Source organism: Lapidilactobacillus achengensis, assembly GCF_003946655.1.
GTDB lineage: Bacteria > Bacillota > Bacilli > Lactobacillales > Lactobacillaceae > Lapidilactobacillus > Lapidilactobacillus achengensis.
The window spans coordinates 1-19,585 of sequence record NZ_RHOV01000016.1 but is presented as its reverse complement, the minus strand read 5'-3'; the positions used below and the strand labels follow the sequence as shown (position 1 = coordinate 19,585).

The window sequence follows — 19,585 nt, the reverse complement described above, 5'->3', positions numbered from 1 at the left end:
ATGGGTCATATTATTAACGGTAAGCGCTTTATTTGTTATATAATTCAAATTGACTGGAAGAATAACTAAACGTTAGCACATTCGAAATCGGGGGGACTTTGGATGAAAGCAAAATGGGGGAAACTCGCAATGGCCTTAATGCTGGTTGGGCAAATCGCGATCACACCAATTGGGGTGGTCCGGGCCAGCGGGGCGACGGACATAACGCCGGAGACACAAGTGACGCCAGCGACTGATTCGCAGTTGCCAGTGTCGCCGACTGGATTCGGGGAACAGGAGAATCCTGTAGCGCCAATTGAAGGCGAACTGCAAGCGGATTCAACGGGAACTGAGACGGAAACAATTACTGAATCCGATTCGGGTTCGGATGCAACGAGTCAGACGAAGACTGATCCAGATGTATCAGGTGATTCTGGTGATTCGGTCGAAGCGGGCACGCATACTGACACAGACGAAACTGAAAGGTCAGATACACCAGAAAAAGATCCTCATGATTTGGGGAATATTTTGACTGCCGTTAAAGTGGTGGATCCTGATGATCAGACGACTGAGCTCAGTCAGCATGATCAGCTAACACAGGAAAGTAAGCTCCAACTGATTCTGAGCTTTACCTTGGCCGCTGGCGACCACCAGAAAGGCGATTATACCACGGTGACGATCCCGGCCTACGCCTTGAAGGTCGATAATTTCAAAAGCGGAACAATTCCGGCTAGCGGCGATAATCCAGCCTTGAATTGGACTTTGACCGCTGATCCGACTGAAGATTTGGATGCCCCAAAAACAAGCACCTTAAAAGTAACTTTAGGTGGACCGGTGCAGGCGACCAAGTGGGAATTAAAGCTGACGACAACTTTTCAACCATTGAGCGACAGCGACCCGCTGTTTTGGAGCCTGCCTTTTGAGCTGGCTGATGGAGATAGTGTTGAACTTGTGTATCATTTCAGGTCCATCGAGCCCGCTGTTTTCGACCCGGTTTTTGATGGTGACAAGGAGCCGGTGCCGCTCAACCCAACTGCCTTTAGTGGCCACGTTGATTTCAATATGAACGGGAAGACCAGCGATGCGCAAACACCACCACACTGGTCTGAAGATGATGAACAAATCACGGACAATCCCGACCTTCAAGTTGATTTGAGCGCTGAGTTCGGTGACGCTGATGAGCCAGAATCCACGCCCGCTTTAGTGACTTTCGATCAGGATAAGCTCAAGGTCAGCGCCGGCCCAGTCAAAAGTTCTCATGGTTTTAGCGATGATACGTCGTTGACGCAGTTGAAGCCGGGCGAAGATTATCATGTTGTTTGGTCAGCCTCTGGGGACACGGCCAAGATTTATTTAACGAAGGGCTTGCAGGCTGGTATCGGCTATCGCGTAGCCTATCAGGCAAAGATCGACCGTGATAATAGCGCTGTCGGCTTAATGATGGGGGCCACCGTTCTAGCGAAAATTTTCTATGCGGCCACGGATCCGGCTGTTGATGCACCAAAAGCCAGCGCGACATTGGTTGTCAAGAATACCGGTGTCCCGCTACGGAAAAAGGCGGTCGGGTTCGATGCGGCTCATGTGAAACTGGGCTGGCAACTACAGCTTAACTATGATGGCGCTAGTGTTTTTTCTGGCAAATATCAGCTTATTGATCGTTTTGGTTTGAAGGAGCACCCATCCGAAAATTCGGAGACCGAGGCCGTAATCAAACCAGATCCCGGTTTGAAATTAGCGGTTGATAAAGACCATCCGCTAGTCGTTCGCCGGGTGACTTTTGACGATAAAGGGACTCCAGATGAGCACACGGACCATGATTATAGCGATCTCTTTTCGGTTGAGAAGCATGTTAGTGCCACGGAGGATACCTCGGAACAATTCGAGATAGTCTTCAACAAACCGAATGCTTCGGCAACAGATCCAGTAACAAACTCAGAATCAAACCAGTCAGAAGCTTGGTCATGGCTGGCGACGGCCAGTTTCAATATCTACTACAATCTGACGGTGAGTGACTTTAGTGAGCGCACCGTGACCAATGTGGCGACCGCGACCACACCAAGTGGCAAGCAGGAAACTGCTAAGGACGATTACGTCTTCAGCATCCGCAATGGCTTGCTCTCGAAAACCGGTGGTAAAATCGATTATTTCAACGGTTTGGTCAATTGGAAGATCGAAGTGAATAAGAATAATCAAGGCATGTTAAGCCCGGTGATCTTTGACATTTTGCCAGCGGGGTTGGCCAACTTCACCACTGATCCAGCAATCCTAAAAGAAACGGACAAGCCAGATCGCTATGATTTGAACGACACCACCAGTGAGGGCACTGAGGATGGAAGTAATGACGGAATCGTGGTCTACGCGCAAAAACCTCGTGAAGACGGCCTCGGGACCTTGTTAAAGGCGGAGCAGGACTATGATCTAGAGATTGTTACCGATAAAACCACCGATGAAACCCCTGATGAAAATGGGTTGACCGAAATTATTAGGAGTTATAATGATGGCTTAAAGGCAGAAGATCAGATCTCGGCAAAGGTTCCTCGTGGTTTTGTGGTCAAACTAAAGGGCGCCTATGCGGCTGCCGATTCGACTAAGTCAGATGGCCAAACGAGCAGCGCGCCGGTTAACTATAAATATGTGATCTATGCCCGAACGGCGCTAGACCGGACCGTCCTTGGCCCTTTGACGGAGCAGGGCGACTCGGACGTGGTCAAGGATAAGTTGAAAAAAGCCTTGACAAATCAAGCTTATTTATTCTATTCCTTCCCGCCTGGCAGTATGGCAGTTGGTCGGGATCTTGACCAATCGGAACCTGAAGAAATCAAAGCCAATTATCTTAAAGGCGTTACCAAATTTGGCGCTAGTAAGACGGCGGATACACAGAGTTGGGCGATTCTGGTGAATCAGTTGCAACTGGTTTATTCTAATCTAGTGATGACGGATACCTTGCCTCTATCTGGCGAGCATTCCTTTAGATTCGTGCCTGGATCATTGAAATTCTATCAGGTGACCGATAATGACTCCTTGACCACAGCGCCTTTTAATTCATCGAATTCAGATAATCTGATTGGGTCCGTTGCTGAAAATAACGACCTGGTTCCTTCAAAATCAGCATCAGAAGAAGCCCAGGCCCTCCTACCGGATAATATTAAGGAATCGGGAGAATGGCTGGGAAAGAATGACAAGGGCCAAGAGACCCTGACCTTGAATTTTGACGACTTGAAAAATCGGGTTTGGGTTGTTTTTGAAACGCGCCGGGACAATCAATGGGCCTACAATGACTCGAATATCTCAAATACTGTAACGGTAAGAGATGGCGACCCAGGCACACCATCACTCGGTGGAATCCCAGACTTTACAGCTACGGCTAGTGCGAGCGCCAGCAGTGCTTGGCCAGCGCTAGAAAAGACGTTCCCAACAGTAGGTCAGGCGTTCTTATCCTGGCAAGATTCAATCATCAACATTTATGGCTCAGAGCGGCCAATACGCCAGCCAATCTTGAAGGGAGAAATTGTCAATTCTGATAATGGGATGAAGCGTGCGCCATCGACGTTTGTGGCGGATAGTTTCGAAGCGGAATTGGTCACAGGCAATGAGCCGGGTAAGCCGATAGATCAGGATCGATATCAGGTTGAACTGACTAGCCCGACGATGTTCACAGTTAGCTTTAATGATAACTTTGGGACTGAAAAGGATGGTCAAAATTACCAAATCAAGGTGACCTATAAAACCGAGAGTCACAAAGCTGGCCGGGTTCAGGTGCGAAGTACGGTTAGTTGGTTGAATACTGAAGATGAGCGTAATTCCGATGGTGTCAATGTGGACGCGCGTCAGAGAACTACCTATGGCTCGCCAGCAATTGAATTTGGTGGTATCACCGGCGAATTTATTCAAGAACACGCTGAGATCCGCGTTAAGAAAATTTCCGACTATCAGGGCCACCCAATCGCCGGGGTCACATTTAAGCTAGAGGCTTTGGATGCTGATGGGAAGACGGCCGATGATTGGGAGTGGACCACTGATGAAAGCGGTATTGCTTCTTTCGCAGGCTTACCAGTCAAGCAGAACTACCGACTGACGGAAGTTGAGACACCGGAGGGTTATGTCAATAATTTCGAACCAAGGGAATTCTTCTTCGAACCCAAAATGGTTGATCCGGATTCCGGGGAGTATCAATTGATTACGGTGACGAACCCGACCTACCAAATGACGTTGACTAAGTACGGTAGTCGCGTTGAAATGAATCCAGATGACCCTGCTGGCGAACCATTGGCCGGTGCGACCTACGCTTTATGGGATGTGGAGGAGCAGGCGTTTTTGAAACTGGGGATGAAGACCAACGCTCGCGGTGAAATCAAAGTGGTGATGGCAACAGAGGACCAAGATGATCCAGACCAGGGGTTATACACCGTTCCCAATGCCACTAGCACCGATGCGACTTCCGGTCAAGAGAGACTTGGGTTTGATCCGAGTCACCATTATCAATTCGTTGAAACAGCTGCACCAAAAGGCTATAAGACCGTGCCAAACCAAATCCCCGCTGGTCAGTTGGTCACGGCCAATCATGTTTTACTGGGGCAGTCGGTCACGACGGTCAAGATCGACCCTGATTTTCTAGGCAATTCGCTGGTGTTTGGCTTCCAAGCCAATCCCAACGCGTCAAATTTCACGACAAATGTTCACGTGTCCGCCTATGATCAATATCAACCGGGGACCTTGAATTTTAAGAAAACGAATCAGGACATTGCTGATGACCAATTTTCGGATAAATTAGCGCTTACTGACGCCAGATTTGCATTACAACGTTATGATCTTCAGGGCAATCTGGATTCAAGTCGGACCTGGCAGCCAAGCTATGATCTGGAAAAAGACAGCTGGTCCTTGGAGGCTGACGATCTTTATGAAGGGCAGTATCGTTTCCAGGAAACGAAAGCACCCCAAGGTTACGTCATTCCTGATCGGCTCAAGGAAGGGGTGAGGCTGTCGATCAGCGGTGGTGGCGAGCTGAATCCGTTGAAGGATATCAAGACGACGGATGCCGCCACAGAAGCGACAACTACAGCAGGCACCACCGAGACGGCAGCCAAGTTGGCGACTACTTCCGAGACGACAACGGCCGCCTCATCGGACGATGTGGTCATTGATAATGTGATCCAAGAGCCTGAGTTCCGTCGCCAAGTCATTGTGCAGAAGTATGATGGCTCGTCGCGGCGGCCACTAGCAGGTGCCAAATTCAAGCTATACCAGGCTAAGGGTAACATGGACGGCAGTGATCGTTTGTTGAGCGATGACCTGGCCAGCAGTGATGATCAAGGCCAGATCGTGATCCCACTTTTACTGCCACTGGGCAACTACTATCTGACCGAGGTCAAAACGCCGGCAGGCTATCTGACCCGCACCGGCAAAATCTATTTCAGCGTCACCCAGTCCACGAAACAACGAGAATGGACCGTTTCCGACTTGACGGCGGCCAATGCATTGACCCCAGTGGGCGAAAAAGAAACCCGTCCAGCAGATGAACGGCCAATTCAAGTTAATGTGGCCAATTATCTGCCGGGCGATCCAGCCACGACCTCATTGATCGTCCACAAAATCGACGAAACTTCAGGGTTCCCTCTAGCTGGCGCCGTCTTTACGTTAACCGATCAGCTAGGGGTCACTTGGACCATCACCACGGATGACCATGGCAATATCGTTTTCGACGATCTGCCATTTGGCAAGTACCAATTAACCGAAAACCAAGCGCCCGCGGGGTACTTGGTCAATGGCCGCTATCAAACCGGAGCAACCATCGAGCTGAACTCGACCACGACTAAACGGTTGATCGTTGGCAATCAACGCGATCCCAAACAGCCGATCGCGCCAACCGACCCGCAGCAGCCAACGACTCCGGATGGCGACCAAGGAGGCACCACGACTGATCCGACCTTGCCAAGCACGAATTTACCTGGGGCGAATGGCGGCGCGGATTTGAAACCGACTGATCAACAACCAACAACACTGCCACAAGCCGATGAACGGCCGACAAACTTGTTGTCATTGATCGCTGGGATCATCGGGCTAACCTGTTTCACCATGAGTTTGCTGTTTCGGAAGCAAGAACAAGACTAACACCGAACATGACGATACTTGATTGATCAGTTAATCGGGTCAAAGTCCGATTCCTCCTCAGCTGATCGCCAATCGTCAAAAAAGCGCCGAACCTTATTTTCTAGCCGGATGCGACTAGAAAGTGAGGTCGGCGTTTTTTGCTGGAGGCATCGCTTGTGGTGGGGCTGTACTACTGCGACTGGCACCACTGGGACTGCGATATCAAGTCAAGGCGTTACTTAACTTGGCCACTTTTGCGCAGAGATGGCTCAGTCAGCCAGAGCATGATGAAGTTGATCAAGAGTAGCGCGGCAGTGGCGATAAAGACGACATTATAGTCGAACCATCCCGCCAAGGCGCCACCTAGTAAGGCGCCAAACATGTTGCCCAGGGCTTGGAAAGACTGGTTCCATGAGAAAATCGCGCTAGTTGCGCTGACCGGCGAGTTTTTAGTTAGAAGGGTCTGGATCGTGGGAAACAAGGCACCGTCAGAGACACCGACCAGCAGGCGCAAAATTCCCAGAACCCAAACGCTAGGAATCAAGCCTTGGGGAATGTAAACCAGCACGGCGAATAGGTAACCGGCGATCAATACTTTGCCAGAACCGTGCTTGTCACCGTAAGAACCCAAACGCGGCGCGGCGATAATGTTGGAGATCCCAGGTAAGGCGGCGATGATCCCAGCGACTAAAGGCACACTGCCAGTGTTGTGCATCAGTTCCTTGACGTACAGACTGATGATCGGGGAGATTGAAGCGTTGCCCAATTGAACAAACATCGTTGACAGCAAAAGGACAATAATCAAGCGGGGATTCTCAAATTGGCTGAGTAAGCCGGACAACATTCCTTTTTTGCTGGGATCGGTAGTTCGTTTGATCGGCACGAAATTCTCCTTGACTAAAGTTGCGGAGAGAATCCCAGTGATCATCAAGAGGGCAGCGGTAATGAAGAACGTGTTGCGGATCGAGAAAGCCTCGGCCAAGATTCCGCCGATGATCGGTCCCATCAACATTCCAGAGGTTGACCCAGTGACCAAGGTGCCTAGCGCCTTACCAGCGTTGGCCCGGGGCGTTTGCGAAGCAATCAAGGCTTGCGCGTTAGAAATATACCCAGAGAAAACCCCTTGCAAAGCGCGCAAGGCAATCAATTGCCACACGTTTGTCGCCAAACCCATCAAGAAAAGAGCGACCGCCATGCCCCAACTGGCGCGGATCAACATGATCTTACGTCCCTTACGATCGGCCAAAGCGCCCCACAGCGGCGAAACAATCGCGGTGACAAAGAAAGTTGCCGCAAAAACCAGACCACTGTAGAACGATAATTGCGCCTTGGTGAAATGCCCCAATTCGCCGACATAAAGCGACATGAAGGGCATGATCTCACTGAAGGAGATCCCGGCGATGAAGGTACAGGCCCAAAGAACAATCAGATTTTGCCGCCAAGGTTGTTTGGCTCGTTGCGCATCATCCATGTTTGACCACCCCTTCCTTCGTAATATTCGTCACGGCTTGCGTCAACGCCTCATTAAAAGTTGTGTTGGCGGACAAATCGGGATGACTGAACAGCCCCCACAATTCGTTTTGAACATAGCCGAAGATCAGCGCCCGGAGGTAGCGTGCCTGAGCGATCACTTCCCGGTCATTGTCATAATAAGGCGCCAGTAAGCGGTCCAGAACCAAGACCAGTTGATGCAAGTGTTGACCAGCCTCACTTTCTTGCTGATAGTTGATGCCACCAAAAGCCAGCTTGGTTAGGTTAGGCTCGGCCAACAGCGAGCGGTGCAATTCACTGCCATAGATAATCAGGCCCTGTTCACCGCTGATCCCAACCAGCGCCGTATTTAAATTCTTGGTCAAACTATCGAGAAAAGAGACAATCAAGGCGAATTTCAATTGTTCGCGATTGCCGAAATAAGCGTATAGCGCCTGTGGACGCACGCCTAACGCGTTAGCCACATTGCTGAAAGTTAAGGCGGCCGCGCCAGTTTCGTTGACGATCTGGGCCGCGGTTTCGATGATGCGTTGTTGATTTAAATTACGTTTTTGCATGATAAAATGAGTGACCTCCTGACAAACGCCTTTTATTTTACACCCCAAAAAATCAAATTACAAACAGTAAATTAAATTTACGATTGTTCGGCAGCTGGGATCGTTCTTGAACTGATTTGGAAGGGTGGGTTGCTATTCATGATTTATCGCTTGATTGCGGGTGTGCTGGGTTTGGTGGTGACGCAACCGCCTCAGGACGTTTGTCGTGGCTGGAACGCGGTGGGCATCGTTTGAAGCCAATCCGCAAGCCCAGCGGCTTGTCTTCAAATCGAGCCTTATTCTAAGCGATAAATCGCTAAGAATAATCTCACCGCTGAGCCACACGTCCTGAGGCGGTTGCTGAACAGAATTGAGCTTATCTGTAATCGGAGTTGGATATCTGACAAAGTGGTTTTGCAGGTGAGGTGGTCAAACAATCGTCCACTTGTTTGGTGGTACGGCAATGCCAACTGATTTGGATTAGTAGTTCAGTACATTTCGGATAATGCCGCCAAGTTTATCTCACTTACCTAAGCGGGTTCGGGTTGGAAATCAACCGATTCAGTTGATTCACTAAGAACTGGGTCTGTTCATCAAGCGAACTAAACTGGTATCACCAATTTGAGGCTGGTAACCACTAGCCACGGCGTTTCACCGCCATCAAGATTTTCCAGAAAAATTCACGTTGAGAACTTGAAAAAGCCAGTCAAAAGATTTATAGTGTATATACACGGTAAATCAACAAAAGATCAGATAATCGAGGTGAATGATCGTGGCACATCATTTTGAACAAACTTGCGCGTATTTCACGGCGGCCCGGTATATGCGGACAGTGGAACAGGTCGCCGATCGGATTTTCGCGCCGACTGGGTTGAAGCCCGCCTACGCCTATATCATGATGGCATTGGAAGATGAGCAACCGCAAACGGTGGTGCAATTGGCCCAGCGCTTGGGCTATGAGCGTTCGTCGCTATATCGGATGGCGCAAACGTTGGAACGTCAAGGACTTTTGCAAATGACCAGTACCGGTCGAGCTAGTAGTTTGGCGTTATTGCCTGCCAGCGCGGCTTTTCTCAAAATCGCCAATCAGTGTTTAGCGGAATTTGGTCAGTATACGGATACCAAACTAGGCGCTGATAAAGTGGCGATGACTTGTTTATTAACGAGTAATAATCAGAAATTAAGGAGTGAAAAGCATGATTAGTTATCATCGGTTAGAAGTTTCAGGGTTGTCGATTTTCTATCGTGAGGCAGGGGATCCTAATTTGCCGACAATGGTGCTCTTGCATGGGTTCCCTTCGGCCGGTCATATGTTTCGGGATTTAATGCCCTTGTTGTCCGACCGCTTTCATTTGATTGCGTTGGATTATCCGGGTTTCGGGCAATCGAGCATGCCGAACCATCAAGAATTCAGTTACACGTTTGAGCATTTAGCAACGGTCACAACTGAATTCTTAGCCAAATTAAAACTCACGGATTTTTATTTGTATGTCTTCGATTATGGCGCGCCGATCGGCTTCATGATTGCAATGGCTCATCCCCAATGGATCCGCGGGATCATCAGCCAAAACGGGAATATCTATCAAGCCGGTTTGGGCGAAAAATGGGCGACTCGGCGTGATTTTTGGGAACATCCAACCGCAGCCAAGCGTGACAGTTACCGCAACGCCTTCGCGCCGGAGACAATCAAGGGCCAGTATTTAACCGGTACGCCAGCGAATAGTGTCGGACCTGATGGCTATACCTTAGATATTGCCTACACACAGCGACCGAATTATGTGGAGAATCAGCTAGATCTAATTTTCGACTATCAGAATAATATTAAGAAATACCCGCAATTTCAGGCCTATTTGCGCCAATACCAACCGAAACTATTAGCGGTTTGGGGTAAAAATGATCCCTCGTTCATTTATCCCGGCGCGCTGGCCTTCAAACAAGATGTTCCCAATGCTGTGGTTAAATTGGTGGACAGTGGTCACTTTGCCCTAGAAAGTCATAGTGCGGAAATCGCCGCGTTGATCAAATCAACTTTTTGAGTGCCGGTGTGGTGGGCATCGTTTGAAATTGATTTAGGCGTTTGGTTCTTATCCTGAACCCGCGCTTGATTGCGGGTATGATAGGGTTTGGTGGTGACGCAACCGCCTCAGGACGTTTATCGTGGCTGGAACGCGGTGGGCATCGTTTGAAGCCAATCCGCAAGCCCAGCGGCTTGTCTTCAAATCGAGCCTTATTCTAAGCGATAAATCGCTAAGAATAATCTCACCGCTGAGCCACACGTACTGAGGCGGTTGCTAGACAGAATTGAGCCTATCTGCAATCGAAGTTGGATATCTAACGAAGTGATTTTGCAAGTGTGGTGGTCAAAACAATTGCCCATTTTTGGGGTGGTACGGCAACGTCAACTGATTTGATTAGTTGGTTGGTACAGCTTGAGTTGACTCGACATCTTTACCCGCTTTGCAAACAATCCTTGGGTGCAAACCGACCGATTCAGTTGATTCACTGAGAACTAGGTCTATTTATCAGTCAGACTGTACTGGGGGTCACCAATTTAAAGCTGATGACCACCAACGCCACGCGCAGCGCAAGCTGCGGCCAATCTAAAAAACGTGCGCTGCGTATGCTAGCGGCAAATGCTGTTGCTCATTTTTATCTTGCGTTATACTTGGTTAATGTAAGTTGAATCTGTTTAGCAATGGGAGGGTCATTATGGCAACAATTACGATACCGACGCAGATCGAAGTGCGCGGCGGCCAGGTTCATAATCTGAAAAACATTGATGTTGATATTCCCTTGAATAAATTTGTCGCGATCTCCGGCCTGTCCGGTTCTGGAAAAAGTTCGTTGGCGATGGGAATCTTGTACGCGGAAGGGTCACGGCGCTATCTTGAAGCGCTCTCGACCTATACACGGCGGCGAATCAGTCAGAATAAACGATCGCAGGTCCAAGAGGTGCGACATATTCCTTCGGCGATCGCGTTACGCCAACGGCCGACAGTACCTTCAGAGCGTTCCACCGTTGGTTCAATGAGCGAAACCTTCAACACGGTTCGCTTGATTTTTTCCCGGTTGGGTTCGGTGGTGTGTCCCAATGGGCATCGGCTCGCGCCAAGTTTGAAGATTGCTCAGGTGATGGATCTGGCGGGGGATAAAATGGGGGTCCTGACCTGCCCGACTTGTGGCGTGAGCTTCATGGCCAAAGGCGCCGAAGATTTCGCCTTCAATTCTGGAGGGGCTTGTCCTGAGTGTCAAGGCACTGGCAAGATTCGCACCTTGGATGAGAGTAAGTTGATTGGTGATGACTCGCTGACTCTGGATCAGGGCGTGGTTGCGTCTTGGCATTTACCAGGACGTAACTTCATGCCGACAGTCGCGGCCACGATTGGCGTGCGCACCGATGTCCCTTACCGCGAGCTGACCGCGGCCGAGCAACAGATTGTCTTGCATGGTGAGAAGAAGCAGTACGCGGTTGATTTTCACACCAGCACCGGCCGGGTTTTTCACACGGACAAAACCTTATATGAGAACGCCTATGATGCGGTTTACGACTCTCTGAAAACTGTCAAAAGTGAGCGGGCAATCGCCCAAGTCAACCAGTTCTTTCACTTTGAAACTTGTCCCACCTGTCATGGCTCGCGGTTGAATCCGGAATTGTTGAATCAATTGGTCGGTGGGTTGAATATCGCGGAAGTCGCGGATTTGACTTTAGGCGCGTTACAACAATGGGAGACAACCACCAAACAAGAATTACCGGCCAATATGACAAATTTGGCGGCGATTTTGTTCAAAGATTTGAGCGATAATGTGCGACCGCTACTGGAATTGGGCTTGGACTATCTAACGTTATCCCGGAGTGGTAACACGTTATCGACCGGTGAATTGCAGCGGATCCAGTTGGCGAAAACTTTGCGGACTGAGACAACCGGTGTTCTTTATGTCTTGGATGAGCCTTCGATTGGGTTGCATCCCGACAATATCCAAGGCCTTTTGCAGATTTTCCGGCAATTGATTGCGCAGGGCAATTCGCTGGTCGTGGTGGATCATGAAGTTGACATTGTGGCCGCGGCGGATTGGGTCGTTGAGATCGGTCCGGGATCAGGCGATGCTGGTGGCGAGATCATCGCCCAAGGGACGCCGGACGCCTTGACGAAGGATCCGCAGTCGTTGATCGGTCCCTTTATCGCTGGTAAAGCCAATATTTTCCACGCCAAGGTCGCGCCAGTCGTGGCCAAGCCCCAGTGGACCCAACTGAAGATCGGTGATTATTTCAATCTCCACGATATTAGTGTGGCCTTGCCGGATCACCAAATCACCGCGGTCACCGGTTTTTCCGGCGCGGGGAAAACCAGCTTGATTTTGAACAGTTTATTACCGGCAATCAAAGCGCGAGCGGCTAAGCAACGACTGCCGCAACAAGTGACCGACTTGACGACTGATCTGCGGCATGTGGTCAGCGTTGACGCGACGCCCATCGGCAAAAATACCCGCTCAACGTTGGCGACTTACACGACGATCATGGATAATTTGCGCCGGCTTTTTGCCAGCCAGCCGGCGGCGAAAGCCAAACATTATGGCATCGCTTATTTCTCTTACAACAACAAGCAAGGCGCTTGTCCCGATTGTGGGGGTCAAGGGACGATCACGTTGGACATTCAATATTTGCCGGATATGGATGAGGTTTGCCCCACTTGTCAAGGGGCGCGCTTCAATCAAGCTGTCCAACAGATCAAGTGGCGGGGCTATTCGATCGTGGATCTATTGGCGTTGTCTGTCAAAGAGGCTTTGCCAGTTTTTGCCAAGGTGCCGAAAATCCACCGTCAACTGGTCTTATTACAGGAGATCGGGTTGGATTATCTGCACTTAGGCGAGAGCACGCCCAGCATATCAGGTGGTGAAGCCCAGCGCTTAAAGCTGGTCAACCACTTGAATCAAAAGCAACCAGATACTGTTTTTGTCTTTGATGAGCCTTCGGTGGGTCTGCACCCCCTGGACGTTCAGGTGCTCTTAGGGGTGCTCAATCAGTTGAAAGCCAAGGGGGCAACGATCGTGATCATCACTCATGACTTGGACCTTATGGCTAACGCTGATTATTTGATCGATCTTGGGCCAAAAGGCGGCGAGCAGGGTGGCCGGGTGATGGCGTCGGGTCGGCCAGCGGAATTGGTACAAGAACCGACGAGCCTGACCCTCCAATATTTAAGTCAGCATTGGCAGAAGTTTAGCGCGAAGGTGCCGAAGTCATAAGGGGACACACTAGTTATCCTTTTGGCTGTAACTAACCTGGCAACGGCGAACTCAATTAACCTGAGTTCGCTTTTTTGGTTGATCCGGTTAGATGCCACAGCTAATAGCTTAATTCGGTCGGACATGATCCAATGATGCCGATCTTCGTCTGGATTTAATTTTGGGGTGAGTTGATTTTTGGGTATCAGGTGATCAGTCTCAATAGACGTTTTTGGAACTTGCCCCCCCTTTTTTTGAAATCCGTCAGTTGAAAAAGATATTGTTATGAAATTTAATCAACAGTATACAAAAACGTGAGACAACGTGGTATACTAAAGCCAGTTGTTACATGGGCAAGCTTTATTTGGCCGTCAATTCTTAAGGCTTGGTTAATTAATGAAATGCGACTGCACAAAAGAACGCTTTCGCGGTATACTAAAATTATGTGAGGTCACGATCTTTTTCGAATGAATTCAAGGAGCAGTGAGGGCAATGAACAGGCACCGATGGTTACACCGATACGCAAGCGTCAGTCTGCTATTGATCGCATTTGTGGGCCTGGCCGCCTGCCGCCAGCAGACCAAAACGACATTGTACCAACAGTCTTTAGATCAAGGGGCAGCTGCTTTAGCGGCCAATAAGATTGCTCAGGCGCAAGATCATTTCGAGGATGCGTTGAAGGAAGCGCCGCGGGATCAACAAGCGCAACGATTGTTAACGCAAACCAATGATTATTTGGCGGCGCAAAAGGCGTTCAATCGCGGTGACCTTAAACAGGCCGCCGCCAAATTGGCGCAGTTAGGCAACGAGCAAGATTTGGACACATCGTTGAAAACCGCGTTCACTGAATTGCGGCAAGCCGTCCAGGCGGCGGAGAAGGAAACGGGCACGGTCGCCAATCAAGTTGCCCAAGTACAGCAGTCTTACGATGACGGCGATTATCAACAGGCCAATTTGTTATTGACGCAAATGGATACGATCGATTGGCGCAATAAGGCCTACCTGGCGCAGTTGCACACGCAATACAGTGACTTAGGTCGCTTGGTTTTGCAGAAACTGTTAGCGCAAAATCCCTCAGGAACGGTGGTTAGCGCTGAGAAGCAAGCCGATCAACAGGCGCCGCAGACGGATCAGTCCGCGGACGGCGATGAGCAGGAAGCGACTGCGGACACCGAGAGCGGCGCGGACACCAACGTGAAATCTAGCGATAGTACCACGGCATCACCCACGGACCCGCCTGAGTCTGATGATTCGTCAACTGCGATTACGCCGCAACCAACCGCAACTTACTACCGGCAAATGTTGGTGCGCCTGATGGGCTATCAAGTGTCCACGGTCGCAGCGATTCCCGATCAGATCATTACCGCGGCTTTTGTTCAGGCACAGTCCCAAACTGGCGATGCCCGAATCGCGGCGACGATTTTGGAGGCGAGTTATCCGCAACTGGTGCTTGAACGCCAACAACATCAGAATACTGGGACTCAGTTGACCACCGCGGCAGCGCAACAGTTGGCGCAGAAATATTGGAATCAGGCCGATACTTTGGCCCAACAGGATTGCGAACCGAAGACGACCACGGTCAATGAAGAAACCGGGACAGTCACGGTTCATTTTGCTGGAATCAGCGAAGCCAACTACACCTATACCATTGATTTCACCGCTAGCGGTCAGATCAATTGGCAAGATAGCGCCGGTAACTTGCGGGTGCTAGGTGTTTGGAAATAGGCTACGCGTGTCTAGCCCGACCATTTAGTCGCAAAAAGAGATTGAAAGTTTGTCGTCATCAACTTTCAATCTCTTTTTTTGTGTTGCAATTACCTTGGGGCGCATTAGGATGGTCATCTAGCAGAAGCCGTTTTAAAATGAAATAAGCAAATGGTCTGCTAAGTGTCAGCAGCGATAATGAAGTTGGTTATCGCTGTTTTTTTGCGATTTTTTAGAAATTATCAAAATGAGCAATTGCTGAAAAGTGTGCTGGCTAAGACTAGTACAAACTGATGAATATCACGATAATTTGCGAATATCTTGACTAGTCTAGTTTTTCACTATTGCCAAGTATTTCTGCTTTATCTCGGCCGAATCTGGTGGTATTGTGTAGCCGAAATTAAGAGATCAATCTTTCATCGTGAAAGAATGACCCTGGGGAAAATCGCGACGACTTAGTTAGGGGGAGCAACGATGAGAAAAATTGCAAAGAAGTGGCTCACAGGACGGTCGATTCCATGGCTGGTCATGATGCTAGTATTATTGGTTTGTGGGGCCAGTCGCGTGGCAGCCAATCGAATCCAAGCAGCGGTTTTGAATGTTGCTGGGTTGGACTCAGGTAGTGCAACGATCACTGATCATGACGGTAATGATGTCACCAATGTTCAGGAATTGGATCGCTATAGCCATTACAAAATCATTTATAATTGGACGTATCCAGATGGTCAGCCAATCAAAGCCGGGGATACTGCCAACTTTGAACTGCCAGATAATGTGCTGGCGATTGATGACATCACGGTCAATTTAACAGAAACCGATGGGACTATTGTAGGCACGGCCAACATTAAGAAAGGTCAAGGGGTCGGGACGATCACCTTCTCCCAAGCCTTGGAGAACACAATTTACGGTCGCAATGGCACCCTTCAATTTACCGTTGCTGGAACGAAAGAGACCCAGGCGTCCAACAGCGATTGGTTTATCAACAAGTATGGTTGGATCAGCCATGATACGGCGAATCCTGATGGCACCCCGAATGAACTCTATTGGAATATTGCCATCAATCCTAGTTCGGAGAAGTTGAGCCAGGTCGTGATCACCGACACCTTGGGACCCGGGCAGACTTTCATTCCGGATTCTTTAGTGGCGACACAGCGAGTCAACGGGGTCAACACGACGCCAGCGCCTGTCAAAGTCAGCACCAATGGTAATCAAATTATTATCGACTTGGGTGACATTGATCAAGAAATCAGTATCGTCTATCGGACGAAAATCACCGATCTGAATTTAAGCGCTGGTAATCATTGGAGCAACAACGCCAACGTCAACGTGACCGATCTGGCCCATCATACGACCAGCTCCTCTGGCAATCTTGCTTGGGGTGGGACCGGCACGGGCACTGGTTACAAAGGGTCTGCCAAGCTGACCAAGTATGATAGCCAGTCACAAAATCTGCTGGCGGGCGCTATCTATGAGCTACGCAAAGAAGGAACCGTGATCAAAACTGGGCTAACCACTGATGATCAAGGCCAAATCTATGTTGACGGCTTGGATTTCGGTAACTATGAATTTGTTGAGACACAAGCGCCGTCAGGTTTTCAATTGCATCCAGAACCTGTACCGTTCGCAATTACTCTGGAAAATGGCGGTTATAGCCATGTTGAAGTCGTCGATCGCGACTATCCAGCAAAACCAACGAATCCAACGAATCCGACAAATCCGACAAACCCGACAAACCCGACAAATCCATCAAAACCAACGAATCCAACGAATCCGACAAATCCGACAAATCCGACAAATCCATCAAAACCAACGACTCCAACAAACCCGACAAATCCATCAAAACCAACGACTCCAACAAACCCGACAAATCCATCAAAACCAACGACTCCAACAAACCCGACAAATCCATCAAAACCAACGAATCCGACGAATCCATCAAAACCAACAAAACCAACAAAGCCAGAGATACCAAGCAAGCCGACGAAACCGGTAGCCCCAGTAACACCGGAGAAACCGCTTGGTCCTCAACCGACAAAGAAACCTAATAATACTAATCCTCACCCGTCAACGCCGATTGCTTCGGGCCGACCACAAACGTCTGGTAAATTACCACAAGCTGGTGAGCAAAAGGGAAATACGTTGACCGCCCTGGGTGGGTTACTTATTCTGATAACTTTGGCCGGTGAAGTCTTCATTCGCAAAATCGAAGCTTGAGTCGACCAGTGAAATCAACAGAACTAATTGCCCAGCGTGAGCTCCTGCCAACGCTGACAGGGCATCAAAAAAACATCATTGAATCGCATCAGGATTCAATGGTGTTTTTGACTGGTTCGCAGTTGCAGGTTAAATTTTAAAATGGGGTTGCTCTGCGTCATCGCCCAGCTTGCCACCATAGAGATCGACCATTTCTTGGGGAATCAGCTTCATTTCTGCCACGAGGCTTGGCGGTGCGAGGACCTTGAGCATATTGCCTTGACTGAGTAACCACATGCGGACACCGTTGCCCATTACTTTAGCGCGAATAGTCACACTATGGCGCTCAGGATGGCGAGCAATCACTTCCGCAGTCGGGAGCCGATCTAAAGCCGCTTCCTCGATCCCCCAGAATTCAAAAGTGATTTCCTCTAAAGGCCCGGTATACATAAATTGGATATGTTTCCGCAATTCCCCTTCCAAAAAGCGGTTGGCCGGTGGCTTCTTTTCGACTGCCGGGATAACCTCGTAGTTGGCGATTCGATCGGAGCGAAAGAAAGGTTCTTGCTTTGATTTGAAGTCGTAAGAAATGATATAGAAGTAAAATTCAGAGAAGAAGATTGCTTCTGGCTTGATCGTATACAGGGACTGCTTTTGATGCCTAGTTTCATAGGAAATTTGGATGGTTTGCTGGTGGAGAATAAAGTTGCTGAAATCCCAGATACTATTGATCAGTTTGCGATGATGTTTCAGTGGTTGGTAGTTAACGATTTCGTTATGAATGATCGGGTCAAGCTTCCGGGCTTGGTCAGGCCCCATGATTGCTTGCAGTCCCTGAATGATTTGCTTGAGTTCAGGTTCATCCAAAGCGCGACTGGCCAAAAGAATCTTGATCAGCAGCAGGATCTGACGTTGATCTAAGGCGGTCTTGTTGGAAACTAAGTAATAACCATGTTTCTTGGCGTCATAAGCGATGCGCTGGTGATAATATTCATCAGTGAAGAGGTCGTTAAGTTGACTGACATCACGTTGGATCGAACGAGTCGTGACATGAAAATGGTCTGCTAGGGCGAGTTTGGTCAAATGCTCGCCCCGCAGAAGATGAATCAAGATGTATGCTTGCCGATAACCAGAATTCATTCTTTCACGCCACCTTTGCTTGACTAAAGTGTAACTTGTTCAAATGTTCAGGGCAAGCATTTAATTGGTTTTTCTGGATAAAATGATTGAATTGACATTATTTGGACGTACTATGTACTTAAATGAACGACCGGACATGAATCGGCCGGGAAAACGGAAACGTGCTGCACACAACTGACTTCTGCGCTTAACTACGCCAGGCTTCCGGAGGCAAAGCCCGGCCTCCAAAATCCTGGCTAGGTTAATGCTCAGAAGCTACCCGGGCTGGCTCACACTCTTTTTCGTCGTGCAAGTGCTAATTAATATGTTAGAATTAACTTAGAAAGCGAATAGGTGAAGTGGAAATGACAAAATATCTTTATTTAATGCGACATGGTGAGACACTTTTCAACGTGCAGCACAAAATTCAGGGCTGGAGTGATTCGCCCTTGACTGCGCGGGGCGTGGCTCAAGCTAAGATTGCCGGTCAATATTTGCAAGATGCTGGCGTGGTGTTCGATCACGCTTATTCCTCAACGGCGGAACGGGCCAGTGACACCTTGGAATTAGTCACCAAGGGTAAGTTGCCCTATCAGCGGGTCAAAGGGCTGCGCGAATGGGGTTTTGGCGTTTATGAAGGGCAAGATGAGAGTCTGAATCCTGCGCTACCCTATGGCGATTTCTTCCATCAATTCGGCGGTGAAACTGAGACCGAAGTGGAGCAGCGAATCTATTCGACGATCCTAGGCTTGATGCCAGCAATTGAGCACGCTGGGCTGGTCGTTTCTCATGGCGGCGCCTGCGCGAATTTCCTGCGGCGGGCTCTGGATCATGATGGGCATTATGGGATTACGAATTGTACGATTTTCAAGCTGGCTTATACCGCGGGACAGTTTGAATTGTTGGAAACGATCCATCCGGATTTCTCGTCGCTAGACTAAAGTGCCGCGACTTAGCTGGCACATCCGCACTAGGCAACATAGTTGGCACCTCTGGTTGGGCGTGTTAGACTGCAGATAGTTGAAAGTAGCGATGGTGTTCGCTACGTTGAGTGGTCACAACGGCCTGATGACACCTACCATTTTCTTTGGAGAATGGTAGGTGTTTTTTTCTACCATTAGTCAAGAGAATTCTTCTATATCAAGGGATTCTTTTTCTTAATTACGCAAAATAAGATTATTTATGGCGTTAAATCATATTTAATCTGATATTTTGCCATACTAAACAGCACCTCAGCTGTAATTTTTTTTCGG

At 49.1% G+C, this 19,585-nt stretch carries 13 protein-coding genes; 10 read left to right on the top strand and 3 right to left on the bottom strand.

Annotation, left to right across the window (positions count from 1 at the left end; genetic code table 11):
* Nucleotides 1-102 precede the first annotated feature (102 nt).
* Nucleotides 103-6,087, top strand: coding sequence for a SpaA isopeptide-forming pilin-related protein (locus EKM94_RS08805; protein WP_125600585.1), 5,985 nt, complete (start codon nt 103-105; stop codon nt 6,085-6,087).
* A gap of 214 nt (nt 6,088-6,301) precedes the next feature.
* Here EKM94_RS08805 and EKM94_RS08800 read toward each other — a convergent pair whose 3' ends face one another.
* Together EKM94_RS08800 and EKM94_RS08795 are read right to left on the bottom strand one after the other, a co-directional pair.
* A complete protein-coding gene (locus tag EKM94_RS08800) occupies nt 6,302-7,537 on the bottom strand; it encodes an MFS transporter (RefSeq protein ID WP_125600582.1) in 1,236 nt (411 codons plus the stop codon).
* Nucleotides 7,530-8,114 (bottom strand): TetR/AcrR family transcriptional regulator, encoded by a 585-nt coding sequence (locus tag EKM94_RS08795; RefSeq protein ID WP_225422198.1) that lies wholly within the window; start codon nt 8,112-8,114, stop codon nt 7,530-7,532. The genes EKM94_RS08800 and EKM94_RS08795 overlap by 8 nt, the downstream gene beginning before the upstream one ends.
* A gap of 205 nt (nt 8,115-8,319) precedes the next feature.
* Here EKM94_RS08795 and EKM94_RS12845 point away from each other — a divergent pair, with 205 nt between their 5' ends.
* The 8 genes from EKM94_RS12845 to EKM94_RS12835 all read left to right on the top strand — a co-directional run bounded on the left by EKM94_RS12845 (nt 8,320) and on the right by EKM94_RS12835 (nt 17,374).
* Nucleotides 8,320-8,445 (top strand): hypothetical protein, encoded by a 126-nt coding sequence (locus EKM94_RS12845; RefSeq protein ID WP_263853211.1) that lies wholly within the window; start codon nt 8,320-8,322, stop codon nt 8,443-8,445.
* A 420-nt stretch (nt 8,446-8,865) separates the two neighbouring features.
* Entirely contained in the window at nt 8,866-9,297 is a 432-nt protein-coding gene (locus tag EKM94_RS08790; RefSeq protein WP_164511169.1) for a MarR family winged helix-turn-helix transcriptional regulator, read from the top strand.
* The gene (locus EKM94_RS08785) at nt 9,290-10,129 is read left to right on the top strand and encodes an alpha/beta fold hydrolase (RefSeq protein ID WP_125600576.1); all 840 of its coding nucleotides are present in this window, start codon (nt 9,290-9,292) and stop codon (nt 10,127-10,129) included. Before EKM94_RS08790 ends, EKM94_RS08785 begins: the two co-directional genes overlap by 8 nt.
* Before the next feature lie 121 nt (nt 10,130-10,250).
* Nucleotides 10,251-10,376, top strand: coding sequence for a hypothetical protein (locus EKM94_RS12840; protein WP_263853244.1), 126 nt, complete (start codon nt 10,251-10,253; stop codon nt 10,374-10,376).
* A 426-nt stretch (nt 10,377-10,802) separates the two neighbouring features.
* Nucleotides 10,803-13,337 carry an excinuclease ABC subunit UvrA gene (locus EKM94_RS08780; protein WP_125600573.1) on the top strand — a complete coding sequence of 845 codons (2,535 nt, stop codon included), beginning with the start codon at nt 10,803-10,805 and terminating at the stop codon, nt 13,335-13,337.
* A 471-nt stretch (nt 13,338-13,808) separates the two neighbouring features.
* Entirely contained in the window at nt 13,809-15,041 is a 1,233-nt protein-coding gene (locus tag EKM94_RS08775) for a tetratricopeptide repeat protein (protein ID WP_125600571.1), read from the top strand.
* Nucleotides 15,042-15,494: 453 nt separating this feature from the next.
* Nucleotides 15,495-17,234 carry a SpaA isopeptide-forming pilin-related protein gene (locus EKM94_RS08770; protein WP_125600568.1) on the top strand — a complete coding sequence of 580 codons (1,740 nt, stop codon included), beginning with the start codon at nt 15,495-15,497 and terminating at the stop codon, nt 17,232-17,234.
* Nucleotides 17,235-17,242: 8 nt separating this feature from the next.
* Complete coding sequence (locus EKM94_RS12835) at nt 17,243-17,374, top strand: hypothetical protein (protein ID WP_263853243.1); 132 nt, start codon at nt 17,243-17,245, stop codon at nt 17,372-17,374.
* Here the strand turns inward: EKM94_RS12835 and EKM94_RS08765 are convergent.
* A complete protein-coding gene (locus EKM94_RS08765) occupies nt 17,364-18,353 on the bottom strand; it encodes a helix-turn-helix transcriptional regulator (protein ID WP_125600565.1) in 990 nt (329 codons plus the stop codon). The two genes, EKM94_RS12835 and EKM94_RS08765, sit on opposite strands and share 11 nt — an antisense overlap.
* Before the next feature lie 344 nt (nt 18,354-18,697).
* Between EKM94_RS08765 and EKM94_RS08760 the strand changes: the two genes are divergently transcribed.
* A complete protein-coding gene (locus tag EKM94_RS08760) occupies nt 18,698-19,273 on the top strand; it encodes a histidine phosphatase family protein (RefSeq protein ID WP_125600563.1) in 576 nt (191 codons plus the stop codon).
* The last annotated feature ends 312 nt before the right edge of the window (nt 19,274-19,585 follow it).

What these genes read in the sequence shown, in the direction of transcription:
- EKM94_RS08775 (WP_125600571.1), top strand. Translation starts at nt 13,809, where the DNA reads ATGAACAGGCACCGATGGTTACACCGATACGCAAGCGTCAGTCTGCTA.
- EKM94_RS08760 (WP_125600563.1), top strand. Translation starts at nt 18,698, where the DNA reads ATGACAAAATATCTTTATTTAATGCGACATGGTGAGACACTTTTCAAC.
- EKM94_RS08785 (WP_125600576.1), top strand. Translation starts at nt 9,290, where the DNA reads ATGATTAGTTATCATCGGTTAGAAGTTTCAGGGTTGTCGATTTTCTAT.
- EKM94_RS08770 (WP_125600568.1), top strand. Translation starts at nt 15,495, where the DNA reads ATGAGAAAAATTGCAAAGAAGTGGCTCACAGGACGGTCGATTCCATGG.
- EKM94_RS08800 (WP_125600582.1), bottom strand. Translation starts at nt 7,537, where the DNA reads ATGGATGATGCGCAACGAGCCAAACAACCTTGGCGGCAAAATCTGATT.
- EKM94_RS08795 (WP_225422198.1), bottom strand. Translation starts at nt 8,114, where the DNA reads ATGCAAAAACGTAATTTAAATCAACAACGCATCATCGAAACCGCGGCC.
- EKM94_RS08805 (WP_125600585.1), top strand. Translation starts at nt 103, where the DNA reads ATGAAAGCAAAATGGGGGAAACTCGCAATGGCCTTAATGCTGGTTGGG.
- EKM94_RS08765 (WP_125600565.1), bottom strand. Translation starts at nt 18,353, where the DNA reads ATGAATTCTGGTTATCGGCAAGCATACATCTTGATTCATCTTCTGCGG.
- EKM94_RS08780 (WP_125600573.1), top strand. Translation starts at nt 10,803, where the DNA reads ATGGCAACAATTACGATACCGACGCAGATCGAAGTGCGCGGCGGCCAG.